We start from the raw sequence: 23041 nt of genomic DNA, 5'->3' as shown, positions 1-23041 counted from the left end.
GATAGAACCATGCATACAGCCTTTTCAGAGCTTTCTAGCCTTACCCGGACTATAGAACGGGCAAGTATAACCGGACAGGTGACCTCTGCACTGGGGCTGGTGCTGACCGTGTCAGGCCTCGAGCGCGCCGTGGGCATCGGCGCGCATTGCGTCGTGCAGGGTGCCAACGGTCCGGTTCTGGCCGAGGTGGTCGGCATCGATGAGAACGGGACGAAGCTTCTTCCCTTCGGAAGCTGGGACGGCGTGCGCACCGGCGATCCGGTGGCGGTCACCCAGTCCGGCGCGGATCTCCGCCCCGACGATGCCTGGATTGGCCGCGTGGTGAATGCGCTCGGGCAACCGCTCGACGGCAAGGGGCGCCTGCCCGAGGGTCAGACGCCGCGCCCGCTGCGCGCCTCCCCGCCCCCGGCCTTCACCCGCCGCCGTGTCGGCGAACGGTTGGCAACCCGGCTCAAGGTGATGGATGTCTTCGCGCCGCTCTGCCGGGGCCAGCGCATGGGCGTGTTCTCCGGCTCGGGTGTCGGCAAGTCGACGATGATGGCGATGCTGGCCCGCAATGCGCAGGCCGATGTCATTGTCGTGGGCCTCGTCGGCGAGCGCGGCCGCGAGGTGCAGGATTTCCTCCAGGAAGATCTCGGCGAAGAGGGCCTGGCCCGCGCCGTCGTCGTGGTCTCGACCGGCGACGAGCCGCCGTTGATGCGCCGCCAGGCCGCCTGGACCGCCACCACCGTGGCCGAGCATTTCCGCGACCAGGGCAAGCAGGTTCTGCTGCTGCTCGACAGCGTCACCCGCTTCGCGATGGCGCAGCGCGAGATCGGCCTTGCCGGTGGCGAGCCGCCCACCGCCAAGGGCTACCCGCCGACCACCTTCGCCGAGCTGCCGCGGATGATGGAACGCGCGGGACCGGGCAGCGGCGAGGCCGGTGACATCACCGCGCTCTACACAGTTCTGGTCGATGGCGATGACATGGACGATCCCATCGCCGACGCGGTGCGCGGCATCATGGACGGCCACATCGTGCTCGACCGGCGCATCGCCGAGACCGGCCGCTTCCCGGCGGTGAACCTGCTGCGCTCGATTTCGCGGATGCTGCCCGATTGCCACGGCCCCGAGGAATACGCGATCTACCGCGCCGCCCGCCGGGCGATGGCGCGCTACGCCGATATGGAAGAGCTGATCCGCATCGGTGCCTACCGTCCCGGCAGCGATGCCGAGGTCGATGCGGCGATCAAGCTGTTCCAGCCGCTCGAAGACCTGCTGCGCCAGAGCAAGCGCGAGGCGATGGAGCCCAACGAGACCTTCGCTCGCATCCATGCCTGTCTGACCGAGGCCGGCATCAAGGTCCCGACCGACTGAGTTCTGGCTGGGGGCCGTCAAGTTGACAGCTGTCAACACGGCCCCTGCCCGCCCGGTCACGCCGCCTTCCTCTGAAGGCTTGAGATCATCGCATCCGGCGTGAAACCACCCTCCCGCGCTTTCCGAGACAGGCTCCGCAGATAGGCCCCCGGTGAGCGGATCGTCCCGACTTTCTGAACGATCCCGGCGAGCGTTGTCGCCGCATCTTCCGGCCCCATTGCCCGGCAGGCTTCCTGCCACGTGGCTGCGTCGATCCCGGCCATCGGCGCGACCCGTGCCATGAGATGCACGAAGCTGGCCCAATCCGAGACGCCTTTCTCAGCATATGGCAGAACATCCGGGCAGGCGCTGAGAATGGGGCTGAGGGCCTTTTTCTCGAGCTGCGCGTTTGGCCGTTGGAAGCTGTGTTCTTTCAGTTCAATAAGAGTCTTATCTGAATCCTGTGTGTGCCGCTCATTTTGGCTGTCCGAGCCGATCATTTCTGGCGTGACAGGGACGGTCTCTTCCACCTCGGGTGTGAGCTTGTCCACAAGCGCCGAGACGAGCGGCTGCAAACGGTCGCGGATGGCAGCGAGATCATCGAGGCCGAGCTTGCGGCGCAGGTGGCGCTTGGCGAGGATCACCGCGTCTTCAATGGCATCGAGCCCGTTGTCGTAGCCGGCGCCATGGCCGAGCTGGGCGAGTTCGGTGGCGTCGCGGACCAGCAGGACAACTTCTTCGCGTAGAAGGGCGATTTCGTTGCGGCGGATATCGGCTGCGCGGGCGTGATGGGAGATCTCCCCGGCGCGCAGCAACAGAGGGCGCAGGTCGAACCCGTAGGCGCGGACGACGCTGCCGAAGGCATCCCGGCGCTGGTAGCGCTTGCCGTTCGGGCTGTCGTGGCGTGCGATGAGGCCGCTGGCAACCAGAGCCGCCAGGTGCCGACGCAGGGTGCTTTCCGGCATTCCGTGGGCGCGCTCGCAAAGCGTCGCGTTGGAGGCGTAGACGATCAGGGAAGTGCCGTCGATCAGCTCGCGCTCGCGATGCACGCCAAGCAACACCGCCAGAACCCGCAGGGTCCGGTCGGAGAGCTCGTAGGCCTCGCGCGCAGACGTGAGCATCGTCAGAAGCTCCCACTTATCGACGGAAGCCACCGGGGCAGGGCGCTCGAGACGGGCCACCGCCTCCAACTGGGCAGCCGTCACCGGCCGCCGCCCGAAGGACGTCGTTGTCAATCTCTGCATATCGTTTCACTGGGCAAAACTTTTCTGCCCGCCGGACTCACACGGCGTTGACAGCTGTCAACAAAAGGGGCTAGATTCGAGGTGCGAAAACGAGATCAGGCCTCTCGGGATGTTATGTCCTGGGGGGCTTTTTCTTTGGTCCTGCCGTGTCGTGCCTCCTTGTTGCTGCTCGATACCTTGGGGCTTTCGCCCTTATTCGCCGGTCTGGCTGCGCCAGTTGCGGTGAATTTCTTCGATGTTGTCGATGAGCCAGTCCTCGAAGCCTTGGGCTTCGGCGGCGTCAAAGGTCAGCACCGTTTTCCTGCCGGATTTCTTCGCCCGTCCGATGCGGCCGCTCTCGCTCCGCAGCTCGCGATCCGGCGCCGGGGCAGGGGCCTTCCTTGCGGGTTGTCGGGTGACGATGCGCAGGGCATCCTCGAAGCGGGCGTCAGAGCTGTCGCCGGTCAGGGCGCCTGCGACGCGTTCGGGGGAGAAGCCGCCGCCGGTCAGCTGGTCAGCCAGCTTGCGCCAGCGGTCGCGCCCGGCGGACGGGGCCGGGCCGATGGCCTCGATCAGCACCTGCGGCACCGCATCGGCAACGCTCAGCATCCGGCTGATCACGGTCTTGTCGATGTGCAGCGCGTCGCAGATGATCTTGCGCTCGAAGCCCTCGTCGCGCATCTGGCGCGCGAAATTGGCCTTCTCGATGAAGCTAAGATCGCGCCGGGCGGCGTTTTCCTGGCCCTGCGCGATGATCAGGTCACGATCTGAGAGCGCGCGGACCATCGCCTTGACCGGCAGACCGAGATCGCGGAGCGCGGCGACGCGGCGGCGGCCATAGACCACTTGGAAACGGTCATCGCTGCCCTCAACATGGCGCAAGAGCACCGGGACCTGCTGACCGTATTCCGCCAGCGAGGCCTTGAGGCGCTCATGCTCGGCCGGATCCTCGCCAAGACGGTCCTTCAGGCCGCCATCCTCGATCTGGCTGGCCGAAACCTCGATCATCGCCCGGCTCTTGAGCTGCGCGATCGACTGGCTGACCGCCCCGATGGCGCCTTTCTGGTAGCGGGTCTGGCGCGGCGCGGCGGGGTCGGACCCCTCCGGTGACGCTGCGGGCGCGTCGCCCATCAGGCTCTTGAGAAGGTCCTTGCGTGCCATCAGCGCCCCCAGCTTTTCTGCACGAGATCGAGGATCTCGCCATTCGCGGCATCGAGGCTCTCCATCGCCCGCTCGTAGGTCGAGCGGGTGAACTGGCTCTTTTCCACCTCGTAGAGTGTCTGCTTTGTGATGCCGGCGTCGGAAATCGCGGTCGATTTCAGCACCGGATGATTGAGGACATACTCCCCGAACATCGAGCGCATGAAGCTGACCATCTGGTTCTGCGGCCCGTCGCCCGGCTCGTAGCGGGTCACGACGTAGCGCATCCAGTCATAGCTCATGTCGCCGCCGGCTTCGCTGACCACGCCGAGGAGGTTCGAGGTCATCAGCAGGAACTGGCACATCGACATGACGTCGAGCATTTGCGGGTGCACAGTGACCAGTACCGCCGTCGCCGCCGAAAGTGCCGACATCGTCAGGAAGCCGAGCTGCGGCGGGCAATCCATGATGACGAGGTCATAATCATCCTGTACCTCGGCGAGCTTGTCGCCGACGCGGGTGAAGAACATCTCGCCGGAGCGCTCCGCCAGCGCGCGGGGCGTTTCGTGCTCGAATTCCATCAGGTCGAGATTGCCCGGGACGATGTCGAGATCGTGGAAATAGGTCTTCTGGATCACGTCGCGCATGGCGACCGGATCCTCGTAGCGGATCGCGTCGTAGAGCGTGCCGCCGTCGAGCATGTCGAACTCGGGCTGGTAGCCGTGCAGGGCAGAGAGCGAGGCCTGCGGGTCGAGATCGATGGCCAGCACGCGGTAACCGTCGAGCGCGGCCTTTTGCGCCAGGTGCGCGGCGGTCGTGGTCTTGCCCGAGCCGCCCTTGAAGTTGATCACAGTGATGACCTGGAGATGGTCGCCCTCGCGCCGCCCAGGCAGGTAGGTGCCCGGCGCTTTTGCGCCTTTCTCGAGAAACCTGCGCAGCTCGGCGATGTCGGATGGCGCATAGAAACGGCGGCCATTGCCGCGGATCTCGACCTCGGGGCCCTTGCCGTCGAGATGCAGCTTGCGCAGGTAGGCATCCTTGACGCCCAGGAGCGACGCAACCTCGCCCGAGGTGAACTTGCGCAGTTCCTTGCGCGCGTGCGGAGGAAAGAGCTGGGCGCGGTGCGCCTGCAGCCTTTCGGACAATCTGGCCGCGTGATCGCCTACAAGAAGGTCGATCCGGTCCTGTCGTGTCATCAATTCTGCCCTCGTGCCATAAGCGTTTGTTACGCTTATTTTAGTATTGTTGGCGTTTCTCCGTAATTGAATGCCTTCGTTTACGGATTCGGGCAAGAATTTTCTGCAATATCTAGTGTCTCAGAAACCCGTAGACACTAAGCGATATTAGAGCGTCAGCGCTTCCAGCGCAGCAGGGAGAGCTCGTCCTGATCCTTGGCTTCGCGCTTCTTCTGCGCATTGCGCTCTTCAGAAAGACGTTTAAGCCTCAGAATCTCATAGGTTTTCTGCTCGGCCAGCGCGGCCCGCAGGCGCTCTTCCGCGGCCGCCACGTCAGGCGCGAGCCTGGCGCTTTCATGCGAAATGCGGTCGACCTCGGCACGGATCGAGCGGATGAAGCGGCCCAGATAGGGCGCACCTTCGAGGCCTTCGATGCGCGATTCACCCGAAAGACGGTGCAATAGAGACTGTTTTTCCGAATCGAGCTGGTTCATCCGGTCGCGCAGCTGAGCGGTGCTGCGGGCCTCGCGCTCGGTATCGAGCCGCTTGAGCCGCTCCATCACCTCGAGCGCGCGCAACCGGCGCCGGCTCGCGTCAGTGGCCATTGGACGGCTCGGGCTCGGGGACGTCTTCGACCATCGGCTCGACTGCGGGGGGCTCACCGCCGAGGCGGATGCGCATCTGGCCGAGGATTTCGAGGGGGAAGCCGTATTCCGAGGGCGGCAGCGCGCCGAATCTTCCGCCGATCGCCGCCGAGGTGAAGCTGGTCTCTTCGTCCTCCTCGAGGGCGGCGGGCGCCGGCCCGGCGGCCTGGGCCACGCCGGCGGCGAGCAGCAGGACGGGCAGGGCGGCCCAGCGGATCATGCCGCGGGCAGCTCTTTCTGCGCGGCCTCGACCTCGTAGAAATCGGGCTGCATGCGGGTCGGGATGTTGCCCCGGCCGATCTCGACGCAGATGCTCGGCGGATGGTCCGAAACCATCGCGACGAAGATGTCGCGTATGATGAGGTAGAAGGCGCCGTCCTCGTCCTCGATCTGCTTGAGGCGGCCGGAGATCGGCTGCACCATGCAATAGGCGAGGAACACGCCGAGGAAGGTCCCGACGAGCGCACCGCCGATCATGCTGCCGAGGATCTCGGGCGGCTGGTCGATCGACGACATTGTCTTGATCACACCGAGAACCGCCGCGACGATGCCGATGGCAGGCAGGCCGTCGGCGACCTGCTGGATCGCGTGCACCGATGCCAGCGACTCGTGGTGGTGCTTCTTGATCTTGCGGTTGATGACATCCTCGGTCGCGTACTTGTCGTCGAACTGCATCGACAGCATGCGGAAGCTGTCGCGGATCAGGTCGATGGCGAAATGATCCGCGGCGATGCGTGGGTAGCGGTTGAAGATGTCGCTGTCGGCTGGGGACTCGATATGGCTGTCGAGGGCGAGGATGCCCTTGGCCTTATAGATGCGCGTCAGCTCGTACATCAGGTTGAGCAGATCGCCGTAATCCTTTGCCTTCCAGCGCGGCCCCTTGAGAACCTTGACGACGCCACCGGCGGATTTCTTGATCACGTCGACACTGTTGGCGATGACGAAGGCCCCGATTGCCGCGCCGCCGATCATCATGCCTTCGAAGGGCAGGGCGTGCAGGACAATGTCCATCTTGCCGCCGGAGAGCATAAACCCTCCAAAAACAAGGCCGAACACAAGGGCAAGTCCCAGTATCATCGTCATCGGGTGCGGTCTCTGCTCTGTGGTCACCATGCCGGCACACCGGCAATCTATGTCAATTCATAAGTAAATTTGACTTCCGTTCAAGTATAAACAAGGATAGATTGGCAATTAGAAGGACAGTTGGGGCAACAGACCATGATCGCCGAGAAGCTGGCTTATTTTTTCGATGCCTCCGACCTCGGCAGCGTGTTCGAGGAATGGCCCGAGGAAATCGGGCTGGTTTTGTGCCTGGATGACGCGGGAACCTGCGAGATGCTGCTGCATCACCGTGAGGAGGGCCGTGCCGTGCTGCGCAAGGCCGGCGCGCTGCTCGAGCGTGGCCCGGGCGAGTTTGCCGTGGTGCCGCCGGTCGAGGGCTACCCGACCCGTCGGGTGATGTTTTCTGACGAGCAGAAGCTCCTGGCGCTGGTCGAAGACGAGGATGACCTCGCGGAGATGGCTGCCGACTACCTGATCAACTACCACTTCGAGAAAGACCGCAAGGCGCGCGAGCGCCGCGAGAAGGAAGCGGCCCGAGCGTTGGCCGCGGCGATGCCGAAGCGCCCGGCGCGCAGCTCGGAGCCGTTCTACTGGCGGCCGCGCCTGCACCTTTCGGAAGTGCGTGAAAAGGCCCGCCCGAAGCCGAAGGCGCCCGAGATCCCGCAGGGCTACATGCCGGCGGAGGCGCTCTCTGAGGCAGAGTGCTTCTTTGCCGAGGGCGCGCTGCGCATCGGCCGTCGGGGCGTTCGGCTCGAGCTCGCACCCGAGCTCGTCGACATCAAGACCTGCACCCGCCTGGTGCAGGAGGTCGGCTTCCGCGATGACCTGTCGCGCTTTGTCCTGCCGCGCAAATCGGTGGCGGGATGGCAGCCGGGCGAGCCCTTGGTGATCGACATCCCCGAAGAGCGTTTCCCGGCGGCCCTGCGCGCCCGTTTCTCCGGTGTTGCGCGGGTGGCCGAGGTGACGGTCACGGCGCAGGGGGTGTTCGTCGCGCCGGGCGCTGTGATCCCCGAGCCGGTGGTCGAGGCGGCGCCCAAGGCCGATCTCAAGGCGCCGGTGCGCAAGCGCCGCCGCTTCCTGACGCCGGTGCGGGTCGCCGTCGTGCTGCTGACCGGCGTTGGATTGACCGCGGGCACGATGATCAATGCGGTCGAGACGCCGGCGCAGCTTGTCGCGTCGGATGACGGCGCGCGCTGAGCCTTCAAGCTAGAGCCGCGGCTCCCCATCCAGCACGTAACCCTGCGCGCGCACGGTGCGCAGCTTCACCGCCCCATCGAACTGGGCGTCGAGCTTCTGGCGGATGCGCGCGATATGTACGTCGATGCGCCGGTCCCCGTAGCGCCATTCATCTTCCCCCAATGCCTCGGCCAGGGCGCTTCGGCTGACGATCTCGTTCCTCCGGTCATTCAGGGCCAGGAAAATGCGCTCCTCGAGGGGTGTCAGCCCGAGCTGCGCCAGCCAAGCCGCGCGCTGGCCTTCCTTGGCGGCGTTCTGAAGCCGTGCGGCGAGGCGGGCGCGCAGCTCGGAGGGATCATGGTCGGCGCGCAGCGCGTCATCGGCGCCGGCGGCGAAGGCTTCGGCCGCGCCGCGCGGGCGGTTGCCGTGATCGACCGCGAGGATGACCGCGCCGGGCACCAGCCGGCGGGTGCTGGCGATCAGCGACAGCATCGCGTCATCGCGCGCGCCGTGGGCGGTGAGCCCGACCACCATCGCGGTGAGCGGTGTGCCGGGCGCGATGAGGTCGGCCATCTCCGCCGGCCGGGCCCGCCGCAACACGCGCCGCAGCCCGGCTGCGCGCAACAGCTCGGCCCAACCGTTTCGACGCGCGGTATCCCGCTCAACCACTACCGAGAAGGATGCTCTTTTTGTCATGATCGTGTATAGGTTGTTTGCACAAGGAAAGAAGACAAGGTTTCGCAAAGAAATTTCAAAGTTTTCATCGAGGATTAACCTTACCTGCGTATTTCTAAGATGTGACAAGACCGTCAAGACAGCGCGATTAACAAGTAACAACAAGAAGAGAGCCGGGGATGAGGATCAACCTGCGCCGAATTCTGCAACGACTTGTCGTTGCCTGCCACGGTAAAACCGTATCAGAGAGGTATGATGCCGACCGGCACGGGACATTGCTTTGTCTCGAAACCGGTCAGCGGCGCCAGCTGTTGAAGCGACATATCCGGGAGACACTGGGCATGACCCCCGAGGAGTATCGCGAGAAATGGGGCCTTCCGGACGATTATCCGATGGTCTCGAGCGCCTATGCCGCGCGAAGGGACGCGGCAAAATCCATGAAGCTTCAAGGATAGGCTTGGAAAACGACGAGGGAAGGGTAAGAATAGTATGAACGCCCCCCTCGTTTGACTTTGCGCAGAGAGGTGGATGCATCCACCCGCGGCGCTACAATAACAAGAACAACGGCAGGGACAGCAGGATGAGTGCAGAGGATCAGAAACGGGAGACGATCAGCCGGATCGTCGCGGCGTATGCATCCCGTCCGGATGTCAGCCCCGATGAGATCGTCGCTCTGTATCGGCGCCTCTCCGGCGAGCTGGGCGGCGTTGCGGCAGAGGAGGCGCCCGAGCCGGTGCCGGCAGAGGCCAAGACGCAGATGCGTCCGGCGCTCCCGATCGATCAGGCGGTGACAGAGGACAAGGTGTTCTGCCTGTGCTGCGGCCGCGGCTTCAAGATGCTCAAGCGCCACCTCGGTGCCGAGCATGGCATGACGGAAGCCGAGTATCGCACCGCCTTTGGCCTGGCCGAGGATTTCCCCCTCGTGGCGCCCAGCTACTCACGCAAGAAGGCGGCCCACGCCAAGGAGGCCGGGCTCGGGAAATATGACCGGACCCACCCGATCGAACAGGAATAAGACCTAGCGCATGGCAGGAAACAACGAGCAGCCCATCGTCATCAAACGTATCGAGGAGGATGACGCACACGGCCATCACGGCGGCGCCTGGAAGGTGGCCTATGCCGACTTCATGACCGCGATGATGGCGTTTTTCCTGCTGCTCTGGATCCTTGCAGCCTCCGACGAGGAGAAGCTGCGCGGCCTGGCGGATTATTTCACCCCGAGCCTGTCGCAGAGCGGGGGCCGGGGAGACGGCCTGCTCGATGGCACGGTGCTGGCCGCCGATGGCGTGATGAGCGGCACCGACGGGCCGGCGACGCCGGTCCAGCTGCCGAGCTTCGGGCAGGAGAACCCGCTCGCCGTGTTCGACAGCCGCCTGCGCGACACCAATCCCAACATCCAGGTCGAGTACGACACGCGGCCCGAGGGCCGCCAGGAAAGCGCGACCATCAACGAGGGTCGCGATCCGCTCGAGACCGCGCGCGCCGCCGCCGAGGCCGAGCGCGCCGAGCAGGAATGGGACGAGGCGCAGACCCGGCTCGAGCAGCAGATCATGCAGCAGGTGGTCAACAGTCCCGAGCTCGAAAGCTATTCCGACAACCTGCGCTTCGACCGGACGGAGAACGGCCTCGAGATCCAGATCGTCGACCGCAGCGGCGAATCGATGTTCGCCACCGGCAGTGCCCGGATCGAGGACCGGACTCGCGATCTGCTGCGCATCATCGCCGATGCCGTCGCCGAACTGCCCAACGAACTGACGATCTCCGGGCACACCGATTCGGTGCCCTATACCCGGGCCGCGAGCTATTCGAACTGGGAGCTTTCGGCCGACCGCGCCAATGCCACGCGCCGGGTGCTTCTGGCCAATGGAGTCAGCCCCGAGCGCATCACACGCATATCGGGTCTTGCGGATACCGAGCCGCTCGATGCCGCCGCGCCAGACGCCCCGGAAAACCGCCGGATCAGCGTCACGGTGCAGTATCCGCAGACGGGCAGCGCAGGGGCTGTGCAAGAGTGAGTCCGCGTTGCCGGACTGACTGTTGCAGATTTCACCACATCTAGTGGGCATTGGTCACTGATCCGCCGTATATCCACATATTTTTTCCTCAAGGTTAAGAAAACTCAGAGGGTGTGGAGGGGGATTTTCTGTCTGTCCGGGCTTTTCATCTTGAAAATTATCAGGCAATAACAGCCCTTTAGCGCATATGGTTCGGACACCTGATATAGAGTCTGAACCCTTCGAACCGCCTATATCTTGTCCGGCGCTTAACATTTGGTGGCTTTCCCGGTGCTGACCCCAGAAATACTGTGGAATCAGGCAAACACTGCACACAGGGGACAGGCCGAATATGCGCAGCGGAGAAGTGCTCAGTCTGATCTGGCAGGACGGCGTGACGCTTCCGATCCACGACAACTTCCGCGCGTTCGAGGCCCTGTTCAGCCGCATCCTGCCGGTGCGCTCCGCTGCTTTGCTGGCTGGCCCCTCCTGCACCCGCCCGCTGGCGATGTCCGACGAGCTCGAACTGGCGCCGGCCCTGCCGCTCGGCGATGTGCTGGTCGAGGAACTGCCGATCGATCTGCCCTACGGCACCATGGTGCTCTTCCTGCCGGAAGCGGAGGCCGATCTGTCGCTGCTGCTGGGCGGGGCGGTCGGTGAGAGCCTGCAGTTGATGATCAACCTGGCCGGCATACCGATGGAGCGCGAGACCGATGCGCTCTATCTCACGGCCCACGCCGCCATGCGCCGCGCCGCCGGGCTACGGGCGCAGGGGGCGAAGCTCGACACGGAATCCTTTGGCCTCGGCCTCGGGCGCAGTCTCGAACGGCACTGGGTCGACGAGCAGGGCGGCCGTCTGCCCGATCCCACGGTGTTCTCGCGGCCGGATTTCCTCTGGCAGCCCTCGCTGCAGGGCTACCTGTCGCGGCTCGATCCCGGGTTCACCGCCCCGGACCCTCGTATGATCAATGGCGATCTGCTGCGCGTCGCCGACAAGCCGCTGGTGCTGTCGGAATGGGTTGGCGGGACCGAGGCGGTGCTGCGCGCCGTCCTGGGAGCGCCGGAACGCGAGACTCCGAGCCTTCAGAGCCGGTTTGCCGCGCGCTTTAACCTTCGGTAAATCAATAAGTCCTTCCGAGATATTGGAAATTATGCTTACTTGTCCTTGCAGAAAAGGATGAATTTGCGTTTTTTCCATGATGTCCATGTCGTATCAGTCCGCGATGCGCGAACCGCTGCTGAGCTTCGAGCAGGAGCGAGCCGCGATCAGCGGCTGGCAGGATCGCGGCGACCGGGCCGCGCTCGAGGTTCTGCTGCGCTCGCATGCGCGGCAGGCGTGGTCGCATGCGGCGCGGTTCACCGACAACCCGGTGCATCTGGAGGATCTCGCCTCGGAAGGGCTGATGGGCTTGCTGCGTGCCGCTGACAGTTTCGACCGCGCGCAGGATGTGCGCTTCGCGACCTACGCGGCCTGGTGGGTGCGCAATGCGGTTTCGTCGGCGCTGTCGCGGATCAAGGCGGTGATCGACATCCCGGCGCGCACCTTCCTCGACGCGCAGACGGGCAATCTCTCCGAGAACGACCTCTTCGTAATGCAGCTGGCCACGCGGGGCACGGTGGCGCTCGATCCCCACCCGAGCGGCGACGCTGGGGATCTGGACCCGGTTCTCGTCTCCTCCGAGCCCGATCCCGAAGAACATGTCAGCCAGCAAAGCCAGCGGCGTCTGCTGATGCGGTTCATCGAGGATGCGCTGGCCCGCATGGAGCCCGAGGAGGTCGCGGTGATCCGACGCCGGCGGCTGTCGCCCGAGCCCGAACCGCTCGCCGAGATCGCGCGCGACCTGGGCATCACGCAGGACCGGCTGCGGCAGGTCGAGCGACGCGCGATGATGCGCCTGCGCCGCGTCTTGATCGATTGCGGCTTTTCAAGGAACGTGCTGCCATGATGAACCTGCTTTCGATCTTCGGTGCGCAGCCCGCGGCCGACCGATCCGCCGAAGCCGCCGGGAAGGGCGCCGAGGGGGAGGGCGCCTTCGCCTCGATCATGGCCTTCCTGCGCAGCGATACCGCCAGCGGCGCGGAGGCCGAGACCTCCGATCTCGCGGCGCTCTTCGCGGAGGCGGAAGAGGTTCTTGCCGACCCGGATCTGACCGACGCGGATCTCGAGGAGATCCTCGTGCCGATGCTCGAAGAGCTGGCAGCCGCGCTGGCCGCGGCACCGCATCAGATGGCGCAGCTCCGCGCCGCCTTTGCCGGAGCCGAGCCGGCGGGTGTCGCCTCCGACGAGGCGCCGCTGTTGCAGGGCGCGCAGCCGGAGATCGGGCTGGGCCCCGAGCATACGCCCGCGCTCGCCGATCCGCTCTCGACGGCCCGCGCCAAGGCGGCCGGCACCGCGCAGGGGGTGCCGCTGGCGGGGCTTCGCGCGGATTCCGCGCGGTCTGAGCAGGCTGCAAACTGGCGGGCGCTGGCCGAAGCTGTGCCGGAGCTGGGGGCGGCGCTTGAGGCCGAGGGCGGCGAGATGGCGGCCCGGATCGTCTCCGAGCCGGGGGTGCAGGCGCTCGCGGCCCGGGTGCTCGGGCTGGCCGAAGAGATTGCCCAGCCGGGCCGGCGGATGATGCTCAGCGAGGGGGCGATGCGGGCGTCGGAGGCCGCATCGCTGGACGGCTCTTCCTTCGAGGCCGCGGATGCGGCGGTGACCCTGACCCAGCGCGCAGCGCAGCCGCAGACCGTTCCTGTGGCCCAGGCGGCGAGCAGCGTGATGCCGGACGCGCCGCAACCGGCGCAGCAGATCCAGGTCGCGCTGGTGGCCCCCGCAGCCGGCACCGCCGAAGCGGCACCGCTGCTTCAGGCCGAGACCCCGCGTGCGGGGCCGATGCCGACTCCGAGTTCCGACCAGATCCTGAACCAGGTCCGCGCCAGCGTCAGCGACACCGGCAGCATCCGGGTCGAGCTGAAGCCCGAGGGCATGGGCACGCTCGAGATCGACCTGGTGCCGGACGAGACCGGAGCGCTCAAGGTCACCGTTCGGGCCGAGCAGGCCTCGGTCCTGACGGCGTTGCGGGCCGACCGCGACGGGCTCCTGACGATGCTGCGCGAGGCCGGCCACCAGATCGACGCGAAGTCGCTGAGCTTCTCGGATCTCGGCGCCCGCAATCCCGGGCAGGGCCAGTCGCAGGGGCAGGGGGCCCAGACGACCGCGGGCTTCGGCTTTGGCGGTGAGCCGGCGGCGCGCGAGGCGGAGCCGGAGATGAAACAGGTCGTCCTGCCGATGCGCGGCGGGATCGACATTCAGGTTTGAACTGAGAGGAGAGCGCCGTGGCGATCGACCCCTTCGGAACCGGCAGCGTGACCGGTGCCAGCACCACCGCCTCGAGCTCGATGAGCCAGCTCAGCGAGGACTACGAGAGCTTCATCACCCTGCTGACGGCACAGATCCAGAACCAGAACCCTCTGGAGCCGATGGACAGCACCACCTTCATCTCGCAGCTGGCCCAGCTCAGCCAGGTCGAGCAATCGGTCGCGGTGAATGATAATCTCGAGGGCATTTCCAACCAGCTCTCGAGCATGTCGGCGATCACCGGGCTGAACCTGATCGGGCGCAGCGTGGTGGCGCCGACCGAGCGGATCAGCCTGAACGAAGCTGGTGCGGCGGTCGCGGGCTACCGGCTCGCCGGGGAGGCCAGCGCTGTCTCGATGTCGATCGTCTCGGCCGATGGCACGGTGCTTCGGTCCTATTCGGGGCTCGAGGGCGGCAGCGACGCGCTGCATGGCGTGACCTGGGACGGCATGGATTACGAAGGATTGCCGCTGCCCGAGGGCACCTATTACATGGTGCTCTCGGCGACCGATGCCCAGGGAAATACCGTCCCGGGGCAGACCTATGCCGCGTCGCGGGTCAACAGCATGACCTATGAGGATGGTCTTGCCATGCTGCACATGGAAAACGGCGAGAGCACGCTCGCCGGTCTCATCGAGGAAATCCGCTGATCTGTTGAGGCGAGATCGGAGCGCCGGCGCGCCGGGCAGCCTTAGCTGCGCGGCACGTCGGCCTTGATCAGCGACAGGAACAGCACGTCGGAGACGCCGTCCCCGAAATCGGCCTTGAGATCCGAAACCAGCGTCTTGGTGAGCTTCTCGGTATCAATGCTCGGACCCTGCATGGCGGAGGTGCCGGCGGCCTTGTGCATCGAGGCGAGGATCACGTCGCGCAGGCGCGACGCGTTCTCGGCCACGTTGAAGACCTCGGCAGTCTCCCTGTCGCGCATCGCCACCCCGACTTCCGAAACCACGTAGGTCACGCTGTTCGGGCGATAGACCGGCACGCTGACGCGGCCGAGCCGTACGACGCTGGTATCTCCGAACGGATCCTTGCGGATCAGGCTGGCCGATTGATGCTCGGGTTTCGCGCCATGACCGGCATCGGCCTGGCTCGGGCTGTGGCCATGGCCGCCGCCTTCTTCCTCGGGAAGCTGCTCCGGGGCCGTGCTCGCGAGCTTGTCGAGAACCTTCTCGGCCTCGCTGCGGCCGGCGTGTTCCTCGCCATGGCTGTCGTCATGGCCAGCGCCCTGCACCGGTGCCTCATGCGCGGCCGTCTCGGTGCCGTGCTCCTTGTCGGAGGGCATGAACTGCCCACCCGCAAAGCCCGCGGCCCCGAAAAGTACCGGCAGGGCCGCAAAGGCAATATAGGCTTTCTTCATAACCGAATCCCGCATGTTCCTGGTCAGGCTCGGTTATGCGCGTCAATTCGGGCGACAGTTTTATGCAAACATGGCCCAAACCGGAATTAATAGGGCAAGATAATGTCCATCACGTCCTCGCCGTAGCCGCGCGTCTGCTGCCGGCTGATCGAGCCGCGCCCGCCATAGCCGATCCGGGCCTCGGCCATCTTGTCGTAGGGGATCGAGTTGTCGCGGTTGATGTCTTGCGGACGGATGATGCCCGAGACGCGCAGTTCACGCAGCTCCTCGTTGACCTTGACCTCCTGCCGGCCCAGCACCACGAGGTTGCCGTTGGGCAGCTGCTGCACAACGAGCGCGGCCATGCGCAGCGAGATCGCCTCGTTGCGCTCGATCGAGCCATCGCCGGAAGCGCCGGTGGTCGAGGTGATGTCGACGAGATTGCCCTCGGGGAGATCTTCGGGCCCGACGCCGGGCAGGATCTTGTCGATCTGGGTCCCGTAGCCGAAGAAATTCGGGAAGGCGAGCGTGCTGCTGCCGGTGCGGTTGCGATCGGACTCGTTGCTGAGGCTGGCCTCGTCGTCGATCTCGATGATGATCGTCAGGATATCGCCGACCTGGGTCGCCCGCTGGTCGCCAAAGAAGCCCGACGAGCCGCGCTCCCAGAGCGACGCCCCCTCGGCGCGGTAGGGAACGCGCACCGCCTCGGGGGGCGGCATCGGCACGCTGACATTGCGCGCGGCGGCGAGCTCGTCGGGATCGACGCCGACCGGGCTGAGCTGCGGATCACGATCGAAGGCAGGGGTGCTGCATCCGACGAGAAGGGTCAGGGCAGAGCCGGTGAGGAGCGCCATGCGCAGGGTTGTCATCGGATCACCTCCACGAGCCCTTCCTCACGCGCGACGGCGGTCAGGGCATTGTTGCTGACGAGATTGACGATGCGCACGTCCTGGCCGCGATGGGCGTCGGTCAGCGCGCGGCCCGGGGCGGTCACCACCAGCCGGCCGTCATCATAGAGAATGTTGACCTTGTCGCCACGCCCGATCACCAGCGGCTCCATCACCGATTGGCGCATCACCGGCCGGCCCTGCGCCAGCATCCTCCGCACCTGCATGCCCTCGAGCAGCTCGGCATCGGTCAGGGTGAAGGCGCCGACACGGGCGACCGGCAGGTCGACGATCTTGATATCGGCGGCGGAGACGATATCACCCGGCATCAGCCGGCGGGTCGGCACCGGCAGGCTGAGCCGCGCAACCGCCAGCCCCTGGAGCCGGTGGGTGATGCCGTCTTCGGTGACGGCATTGGCGAGGAAGCTGCCGGTGTCCTTGTCCATCCAGAAGGCCGAGATCAGCTCGGCCTCGTCGATCGGACCGGCGCTGAAGCGGATCTGGATGGTGGCGTCGATCGGCAGCGTGTCGCCCCAGCTTTCGCGCACCTGTTCCTCGATCAGCACCGCGGTGGTTTCTGCCATCGCGGGCAGGGCGGTCAGCGTCAGGGCGCAGAGCAGGGAGGCGAGGCGGCGCAGCATGGGCTTACTTGATCTGGTTGGCGGCCGACATCATCTGGTCGGCGGTCTCGATTGCCTTCGAGTTCATCTCGTAGGCCCGCTGCGCCTGGATCAGGTCGGTGATCTGGCGGATGATATCGACGTTGGAGGCCTCGAGATACCCCTGCCGCAGGATGCCGACGCCATCATCGCCGGGCAGGGCCGGGATCGCGTCGCCGGAGGCCACGGTGGCTTCCAGGAGGTTGTTGCCCAGCGGGCGCATGCCGGCATCGTTGACGAAGGTGGTCAGGGTCAGCTGGCCGACCTCGACAGGGATCGAGTCGCCGTCGACATAGGCGCTGACGATGCCGGTCTCGCTGATCTCCACGGCGGTGGTGTTGTCGGGCAGCACGACGCCCGGATCGACCTCGAAGCCCTGGTGGTTGACGATCTGGCCCTCGGCCGAGAGGCGGAACGAGCCGTCGCGGGTGTAGGCCTGGCCGCCGTCGGGCAGGTTGATGGTGAAGTAGCCGCGGCCATCGATGGCGAGGTCGAGCTGGCTTTCGGTCTGGGTCAGGCCGCCCTGGGTGTTGAGGCGCAGCGTGCCCACGGAGCGCACCCCGAGGCCGATATCGAGACCGATCGGGCGGGTTGTGCCCTCTTCGGCGGTCACCGCGCCCTCGCGCGACTGGTTCTCGTAGATGAGATCGGTGAACGACGCCCGCGCGCTCTTGAAGCCGGTGGTGTTGGCGTTGGCGATGTTGTTCGAGATCACGTCAACATTCGTCTGTTGCGCCATCATGCCGGTGGCGGCGATGCCCAGTGCCTTCATCTTCAAGTCCCTCGCTTAGCTGTTCCGTCCGATGCGGCTCAGCATCTCTTTTTTCAGTTCGTCATCCGATGAGATCAGGTTCAGCGCGTGCTGATAGGCCTGCTGGATGTTGATCAGCCGGGTGACCTCGGTCACCGGCTGGACATTGCTGCTCTCGACCGCGCCCTGGATGACGCTGCTGCCGGTGTCGTCCGGCACGAGCCCCTGCGCCTCTGCATTGGGCACGAACATGCCGCCGCCGCCCCGGCTCAGAGTCTGGCGGTCGGGCAGCTCGAAGATCCCGACCTGCCCCATCACGCCGCCCTCCGGCGAGGAGATGACGCCGTCATCCGAGATCGTGATCGAGTTGGCGAATTCCGGCGGGATGTTGAGCGCAGCCCCGCCGAGATCGAGGATCCGGGCGCCGCTGGCCGTGGTCACCTGACCCTGCGCATCGAGGACGAGCTGGCCATCGCGGCCATAGGCCATGCGGCCGTCGGTCATCTCGTAGGCAAACCAGCCCTGTCCGGTCAGGGCGAGATCGAGCGGATTGCCGGTCTGCACCACGACCCCGGCGCTGTCATCGACATAGGAACCACGGTCGAGCACGTAGTTGGTGCCTTCTCCGGTCAGCGCGGCATCGTCCTTCTCGAGGTAGCTCTCGAACAGCACGCGCTCGGCCTTGAAGCCGCTGGAACTGGCATTGGCAATATTGTTCGCCGTCACGTCGAGCTGGCGCTCGAGCGCGGTCAGCTTGGAGATCGCGACGTAGGTCGAATTATCCATGCAACAAGCCTGTCAATGTTTGCCCATTCATTCTTTTCTTGCGAAGAATGCGAGCTTTGCTAGGATAACGCAAGTATTAACATGGCGAGGCGTTTAAAGAAAGTGGCCTATCCTTGCGCTTTTCGAGCCCGACATGTGGCTTTGCTTGCGTTTCTGCTGAGCGCCGCCCCGGCATCGGCGGAGCGTGAAGCGGGGGTCGTGGCCTCGACGCTCGAGGATCGCTTCTCGCCGGCGCTGCTGAAACCGCTCGAGGTCATCAACCCGCCGCCGCTCTATCTCGAGCAGCGCGAGACGCTTCCCTTCCTCGACGAGCGCCGGGCGCTGATGAGCCGGATCCGCGAAGCGGAGGCGGGCAGCCCCGACGCGGCGCGCGCGCTGACCGATCTGGCGGAGTTCTATTTCGCCCACGGCATGGCCTCCGAGGGGCTCTCCGTGCTCGACGCGGTGCAAGGACCTGGCCTGCCTCTGGCGCATGAGCTGCGCGCCAGCGCCTTCGAGCTGGCGCTCGGGCTGACCGATCCGCTGCGGCGACCGCTGACCGACCGCGCCCAAGCCCTGCTCGAGCCCGGCCACGGGGAGTGGGCGGACCAGCCGCTCTTCCTCGCCCTCTCCCATATGCGCGACGGGCGCTGCGACGAGGCCGGAGCCCTGCTCGACGAGGCGGTGACCCGGCTGGCGCGGTTCTCGAAGCCGGTGCAGGAGCGGGTGCTGCCGGGGTTGCTCGAATGCGCCATAGAGACCCAACAGTGGCGCCTCGCGCGCGATCTCGCGGCTGCCTTCGACGCCTATCCCGAACTCAAGGGCGGCAGCGCCTATCGCTTCCTGCTCGGCCGGGTGGCCGAGGCCGGAGATGCCCCGCTCGCGGCGTTCGACAGCTATGTGCAGGCGCAGGGCGGCAATGATTTCTGGGCCCACCGCGCGCGCCGCGCGCTGGTCGATCTCGGGCTCGCGCACGAGGCGCTGGCGCCCGAGGAGGCGGTGACGCTGCTGGCGCAGGAGGCCGAGATCTGGCGCGGCGGCGAAGAGGGCGCGTCCACGCTGCGCGACCTTGCCTCCCTGCAACTCATCGCCAAGGATCCGGCCAGCGCGATCGAGACCTACGGTCGCATCATCGTCCGCCACCCCGAGAGCGCCGAGGCCAACGAGGCGCGCCAGAAGGCGCGGACGCTGATCGACGAGCTCTACCGGGCCGGTGCCGCGCGCGAGGTCTCGCTTGGCCGCTTCATGGCACATCACGAGCGCATCGCGCCGTTCTTCCGCTTCAACCTCGCCTTCGCTGATGCCTCCGAGCTGCTGGCAGATACCTTCCTGAAGGCCGGCGCGACGACCATCGCGGCGCGGGAATACGCGACGATCCACGATTATCTCGTCGCCGGCCAGGATCTCGGCATCACCGAGACCGGCCCGGGCCATCTCGAGCGGCTGAAGATCAAGGAAGCCGAGGCGCTGGCCGCCGGCGGCCAGTGGGAAACGCTGGGAGCGCTGCTGGCGCAGCCGCTGGAGATCGACGATGCCGGTCTGCGCCGCCGCTATGACCTGGTGTCGGCCGATTACCTTGAGGAGACCGGTCAGGCGAGCGAACTGCTGAGCGGCAGCACCGACGAGGCGCCCGAGCAGGTTCTTCGCCTGCGTGCGCAGGCGCGCTTCGACGAGGCCGACTGGTCGGCGGCGGTGGCTGCCTACGGGTTGTTGCATGAGCGTTTGGGGTCGGAGATGCCGCTGCCGGACAGCATCCGCTACCTGCTTGCCGCGCATCGCGATGGCGACCTGGCGCAGACCGCCGAGCTCGCCCGCGCCTTTCCGGCCCTCACCGAGCTGCCCGCCTGGGCCGATATCTCGCGCAGCCTGACCCAGGCCGCGCCGGAGCTGCTGCCGCTGCGCGAGGAAACCGCGCGGGCGCGGATCGAGAGCGCCGGAGACGTTCTCGAAACCTTGCCGGGCGCCGAACAGCTCAACTAAAGCACCATGTGGAATTTAATTTTCACAAGATTCGCCTAAAAATAGCCAAGTAAACAAATCTTTAAACATGGTGTAACCGGGATCTGTTATTTGGTTGGGGAACGGTGGCGTATCACCGACGATAAAAAAGGCGAGGCGGACATGAGCATTTCCAACGCGATGGCATCCGGGGTCAGCGGCCTGATGGCGAACTCCAAGGCTGTCGAAAAGATCTCCTACAACATCGCGAACGCGGATACCGTCGGCTACCGGCGCAGCTTCTCGCAGATGGTCACCTCCGGCTCGAACGCCGCTACCGGCAGCTTCGCGACGGGCGTGGCGACCGAGGTCACCCATTCGAACACCGCCGAAGGCACCTTCATGAACACCTCGGTGGACTCGAACCTGACGATCACCGGCAGTGGCTTCTTCGTCGTCAACTCGAATGCGGAGACCGCGGAGCCCTCGGGCAACATGTTTACCCGGGTCGGCAGCTTCGAGCCGGATCAGGACGGCAACCTCGTCAACGCCGCCGGCCTCTACCTGATGGGCTTCGCCTACGGCGATGACGGCGCGCTCGGCGCCGTGGACCGCGCCAGCTTCGACGGCCTCGTTCCGGTCAACGTCGCCAGCACCACCGCCACCGGTACCGCGACCGCCGCGGCGTCGATCTCCGGCAACCTGCCCTCGCAGGAAACCGGGCTCGCCACCCCGGGCGACGCCTTCGTCACCTCCGCCGGCTACTACAACGCCCTTGGCGAGTCGGAGCGCCTCACCATGTCGTTCCAGCCCACGGTGAACGATGACGAGTGGGTCGTCTCGATCTCGGACGACACCGCCAATTACGGTTCCGTCACCGTGACCTTCAACAACAGCGGCGCAAACGCCGGCGCTCCGGCCGCCTACACCGCCGTCACCTCCACCGCCGTGGCACCGGCCGCCTTCGCCTTCAATGCCGCCACCGGGGAAATGACCCTGACGATCGACAACGGCACCACGCCGCAGACCATCACCATGTCGCTCGGCGCCCCCGGCACCTTCGATGGCCTGACCCAGTTTTCCGGCGACTACACGCCGATGACGATCGAGGCCGACGGCAGTGCGAGCGGCACGATGAACCGCGTCGAGTTCGACCAGTATGGCGATGTTTGGGGTGTGTTCGACAATGGCACCCGCAAGGCGCTTTACTCGATCCCGCTGGCGACCTTCGCCAACCCGAACGGGCTCGAGACCAGCAACAACTCGACCTTCCACGTGTCGAACAGCTCGGGCGGCTTCTATCTCGGCGAGGCCGGATCCGGCGAGACCGGCACGATGACCTCGGGCGGTGTCGAATCCGCCAACGTGGACATCGCCGAAGAGCTCACCAGCCTGATCCAGCGCCAGCGCGCCTACTCCTCGAACGCCAAGATCATCACCACGGCCGACGAAATGCTGAACGAGACAGTGAACCTCAAGCGCTGATCGGCGCGGTCGCCGGATAGGATAGAACCATGGGCCTGATCTCCGCATTCAACGCGGCGCGCAGCGGGATGAGCACCAGCTCCCGCTGGGCGGAAACCGTATCCACCAACATCGCCAACGCCAACAACGCGAGCTACGCGCGGCGCGAGACCCAGATCACCACGACCGGGCAGGGCGCGGCGCAGGTGAGCGAGATCACCCGTGCCGTCGACAGCGCGCTCGACGCGCTGTACCGCACCGAGGCCGGTCGCACCTCCAAGCAGGATGCCATCGCCACCGGGCTCGAGACCTATACTTCGCTGCTCGGCGACACCGAGAGCACCGACACGGTGCTGACGCGGCTGACCGATTTCCAGAACTCGCTGTCGCTGCTGGCGGTCGCGCCGGCCGATACCGCGCTGCAGCGTGCCACCGTGGGCGATGCGCAGGAACTGGCGCAGGCGCTCAACCGGGCCGGCAACAATCTCAGCGCGGCGCGCGACAGCGCCGAGGAGACCATCGCTTCCGACGTGGCGGCGGTAAACAGCTCTCTCGCGAAGATCTCCGATCTCAGCGAGCGGCTGGCGAGCCCGACCCAGTCGGCCGAGGCGCAGCTCTCGCTGCGGGACGAGCTCGGTGCCGAGCTCGATGCGCTGTCCGAGAAGATGGATTTCACCACCCGCACCGACGCGCAGGGCCGGATCGAGCTGTTCACCAGCGGCGGCACGGCGCTGATCACCGGTGGCGAAGTCGAGCCGCTGAGCTTCGACCCCGATACCGGTATGCTGAGCGCCGGGGGCGTCGACATCACGCCGGGCGTGCCCGGCAAGCGCGGCATCTCCGAGGGATCGCTCTCGGGGCAGATCGCGCTCTTTAACACCGTGCTGCCCGAGATGGAGGCGCAGCTTGACGAGGTCGCGCGGGCCCTGATCGAAGGCATGGTCGATGCCGACGCGAGCCTCGCGCCCGGCGATGCGGGCCTGTTCACCGATGCCGGCGCTGCGCTGACCATTCCGTTTGCGCCGGGCCTTGCCAGCCGGATCGCGGTGAATGACGATGTGGTGCCCGAGAACGGCGGCGCGCTGTGGCGCATCCGCGACGGACTCGGTGCGGTGACCGCCGGTGCAGCCGGCGACAACACGCAGGTCACCGCCTTCGTCGACGCGCTGAACGGCGCGATGACCTTCGACGGCAATCTGGGTCTCGGCGAGGAGATGTCGCTCTCGAGCTATGTTTCGACCCTGATCGCGAGCCAGAACACCACCCGCGCCAATGCCGAGACATCCGCCGAAAGCCTCGCTGCCGGCGCCATCGCCGTGCAAAGCTCGCGTCTGTCGTTCATGGGGGTGAACGTGGATGACGAGCTGCAGCAACTGACCCTGATCCAACAATCCTACGGCGCAAATGCGCAGGCCCTGTCGACGGTCTCCGAGATGATCGACACCCTGCTTGCGGCCGTCTGACCCCGGAGCCCCCG

General features: G+C 65.9%; 24 protein-coding genes. 12 read left to right on the top strand and 12 right to left on the bottom strand.

The annotated features are described in order from the left end of the window. Window positions 1-9 precede the first annotated feature (9 nt). Window positions 10-1356: a flagellar protein export ATPase FliI gene (gene fliI / locus KUV62_RS21335; protein ID WP_222605776.1), complete on the top strand. Its 1347-nt coding sequence runs from the start codon at window positions 10-12 to the stop codon at window positions 1354-1356. A gap of 56 nt (window positions 1357-1412) precedes the next feature. Here fliI and repC read toward each other — a convergent pair whose 3' ends face one another. The 6 genes from repC to motA all read right to left on the bottom strand — a co-directional run bounded on the left by repC (window position 1413) and on the right by motA (window position 6600). Then, a complete protein-coding gene (gene repC / locus KUV62_RS21330; RefSeq protein WP_222605775.1) occupies window positions 1413-2570 on the bottom strand; it encodes a plasmid replication protein RepC in 1158 nt (385 codons plus the stop codon). A 201-nt stretch (window positions 2571-2771) separates the two neighbouring features. Next, a complete protein-coding gene (repB, locus tag KUV62_RS21325; RefSeq protein WP_222605774.1) occupies window positions 2772-3719 on the bottom strand; it encodes a plasmid partitioning protein RepB in 948 nt (315 codons plus the stop codon). Further along, the gene (gene repA, locus KUV62_RS21320) at window positions 3719-4894 is read right to left on the bottom strand and encodes a plasmid partitioning protein RepA (RefSeq protein WP_222605773.1); all 1176 of its coding nucleotides are present in this window, start codon (window positions 4892-4894) and stop codon (window positions 3719-3721) included. The genes repB and repA overlap by 1 nt, the downstream gene beginning before the upstream one ends. Window positions 4895-5049: 155 nt before the next feature. Then, on the bottom strand, window positions 5050-5478 hold the full coding sequence (locus KUV62_RS21315) for a flagellar FliJ family protein (protein ID WP_222605772.1): 429 nt from the start codon (window positions 5476-5478) through the stop codon (window positions 5050-5052). Continuing rightward, window positions 5468-5737 (bottom strand): hypothetical protein, encoded by a 270-nt coding sequence (locus KUV62_RS21310; protein WP_222605771.1) that lies wholly within the window; start codon window positions 5735-5737, stop codon window positions 5468-5470. The genes KUV62_RS21315 and KUV62_RS21310 overlap by 11 nt, the downstream gene beginning before the upstream one ends. Further along, window positions 5734-6600, bottom strand: coding sequence for a flagellar motor stator protein MotA (gene motA, locus KUV62_RS21305; RefSeq protein WP_222605770.1), 867 nt, complete (start codon window positions 6598-6600; stop codon window positions 5734-5736). Before motA ends, KUV62_RS21310 begins: the two co-directional genes overlap by 4 nt. Before the next feature lie 120 nt (window positions 6601-6720). Here motA and KUV62_RS21300 point away from each other — a divergent pair, with 120 nt between their 5' ends. Then, window positions 6721-7776 (top strand): hypothetical protein, encoded by a 1056-nt coding sequence (locus KUV62_RS21300; protein WP_222605769.1) that lies wholly within the window; start codon window positions 6721-6723, stop codon window positions 7774-7776. Between the two features lie 9 nt (window positions 7777-7785). On the opposite strand, the gene KUV62_RS21295 is transcribed toward KUV62_RS21300, so the two are convergent. Beyond that, window positions 7786-8328 (bottom strand): helix-turn-helix domain-containing protein, encoded by a 543-nt coding sequence (locus KUV62_RS21295; protein WP_222605768.1) that lies wholly within the window; start codon window positions 8326-8328, stop codon window positions 7786-7788. A gap of 281 nt (window positions 8329-8609) precedes the next feature. On the opposite strand from KUV62_RS21295, the gene KUV62_RS21290 reads away from it, so the two are divergent. The 7 genes from KUV62_RS21290 (at window position 8610) to KUV62_RS22845 (ending at window position 14411) form a co-directional block, all read left to right on the top strand. After that, a complete protein-coding gene (locus KUV62_RS21290) occupies window positions 8610-8885 on the top strand; it encodes a MucR family transcriptional regulator (RefSeq protein WP_222605767.1) in 276 nt (91 codons plus the stop codon). 125 nt (window positions 8886-9010) lie between these two features. Continuing rightward, entirely contained in the window at window positions 9011-9445 is a 435-nt protein-coding gene (locus KUV62_RS21285; protein WP_222605766.1) for a MucR family transcriptional regulator, read from the top strand. Window positions 9446-9455: 10 nt separating this feature from the next. Beyond that, complete coding sequence (locus KUV62_RS21280; RefSeq protein ID WP_222605765.1) at window positions 9456-10445, top strand: flagellar motor protein MotB; 990 nt, start codon at window positions 9456-9458, stop codon at window positions 10443-10445. A 331-nt stretch (window positions 10446-10776) separates the two neighbouring features. Further along, window positions 10777-11544: a hypothetical protein gene (locus KUV62_RS21275; protein WP_222605764.1), complete on the top strand. Its 768-nt coding sequence runs from the start codon at window positions 10777-10779 to the stop codon at window positions 11542-11544. 85 nt (window positions 11545-11629) lie between these two features. After that, on the top strand, window positions 11630-12370 hold the full coding sequence (locus tag KUV62_RS21270; protein WP_261395816.1) for a sigma-70 family RNA polymerase sigma factor: 741 nt from the start codon (window positions 11630-11632) through the stop codon (window positions 12368-12370). After that, complete coding sequence (locus tag KUV62_RS21265) at window positions 12367-13722, top strand: flagellar hook-length control protein FliK (protein ID WP_222605762.1); 1356 nt, start codon at window positions 12367-12369, stop codon at window positions 13720-13722. Before KUV62_RS21270 ends, KUV62_RS21265 begins: the two co-directional genes overlap by 4 nt. A 17-nt stretch (window positions 13723-13739) precedes the next feature. Then, entirely contained in the window at window positions 13740-14411 is a 672-nt protein-coding gene (locus KUV62_RS22845; protein ID WP_222605761.1) for a flagellar hook assembly protein FlgD, read from the top strand. Between the two features lie 41 nt (window positions 14412-14452). On the opposite strand, the gene KUV62_RS21255 is transcribed toward KUV62_RS22845, so the two are convergent. From KUV62_RS21255 to KUV62_RS21235, 5 genes are all read right to left on the bottom strand, one after another. After that, the gene (locus KUV62_RS21255) at window positions 14453-15121 is read right to left on the bottom strand and encodes a hypothetical protein (protein ID WP_222605760.1); all 669 of its coding nucleotides are present in this window, start codon (window positions 15119-15121) and stop codon (window positions 14453-14455) included. An 86-nt stretch (window positions 15122-15207) separates the two neighbouring features. Then, a complete protein-coding gene (gene flgH / locus KUV62_RS21250; protein WP_222605759.1) occupies window positions 15208-15969 on the bottom strand; it encodes a flagellar basal body L-ring protein FlgH in 762 nt (253 codons plus the stop codon). Continuing rightward, window positions 15966-16628 (bottom strand): flagellar basal body P-ring formation chaperone FlgA, encoded by a 663-nt coding sequence (flgA, locus tag KUV62_RS21245; RefSeq protein WP_222605758.1) that lies wholly within the window; start codon window positions 16626-16628, stop codon window positions 15966-15968. Before flgA ends, flgH begins: the two co-directional genes overlap by 4 nt. 4 nt (window positions 16629-16632) lie before the next feature. Continuing rightward, a complete protein-coding gene (flgG, locus tag KUV62_RS21240) occupies window positions 16633-17418 on the bottom strand; it encodes a flagellar basal-body rod protein FlgG (RefSeq protein WP_222605757.1) in 786 nt (261 codons plus the stop codon). A 15-nt stretch (window positions 17419-17433) separates the two neighbouring features. After that, the gene (locus KUV62_RS21235; RefSeq protein ID WP_222605756.1) at window positions 17434-18183 is read right to left on the bottom strand and encodes a flagellar hook basal-body protein; all 750 of its coding nucleotides are present in this window, start codon (window positions 18181-18183) and stop codon (window positions 17434-17436) included. Between the two features lie 141 nt (window positions 18184-18324). Here KUV62_RS21235 and KUV62_RS21230 point away from each other — a divergent pair, with 141 nt between their 5' ends. The 3 genes from KUV62_RS21230 (at window position 18325) to flgK (ending at window position 23027) form a co-directional block, all read left to right on the top strand. Continuing rightward, window positions 18325-20142 (top strand): hypothetical protein, encoded by a 1818-nt coding sequence (locus KUV62_RS21230; RefSeq protein ID WP_222605755.1) that lies wholly within the window; start codon window positions 18325-18327, stop codon window positions 20140-20142. A gap of 141 nt (window positions 20143-20283) precedes the next feature. Continuing rightward, a complete protein-coding gene (locus KUV62_RS21225) occupies window positions 20284-21585 on the top strand; it encodes a flagellar hook protein FlgE (RefSeq protein ID WP_222605754.1) in 1302 nt (433 codons plus the stop codon). A gap of 29 nt (window positions 21586-21614) precedes the next feature. Beyond that, the gene (gene flgK / locus KUV62_RS21220; protein ID WP_222605753.1) at window positions 21615-23027 is read left to right on the top strand and encodes a flagellar hook-associated protein FlgK; all 1413 of its coding nucleotides are present in this window, start codon (window positions 21615-21617) and stop codon (window positions 23025-23027) included. Window positions 23028-23041 lie beyond the last annotated feature (14 nt).

Source organism: Salipiger bermudensis (genome assembly GCF_019801965.1).
In the GTDB taxonomy this organism is placed as follows: domain Bacteria; phylum Pseudomonadota; class Alphaproteobacteria; order Rhodobacterales; family Rhodobacteraceae; genus Salipiger; species Salipiger bermudensis_A.
The sequence above is the reverse complement of the archived record's forward strand: the minus strand, read 5'-3'. Positions and strand labels throughout refer to the sequence as shown.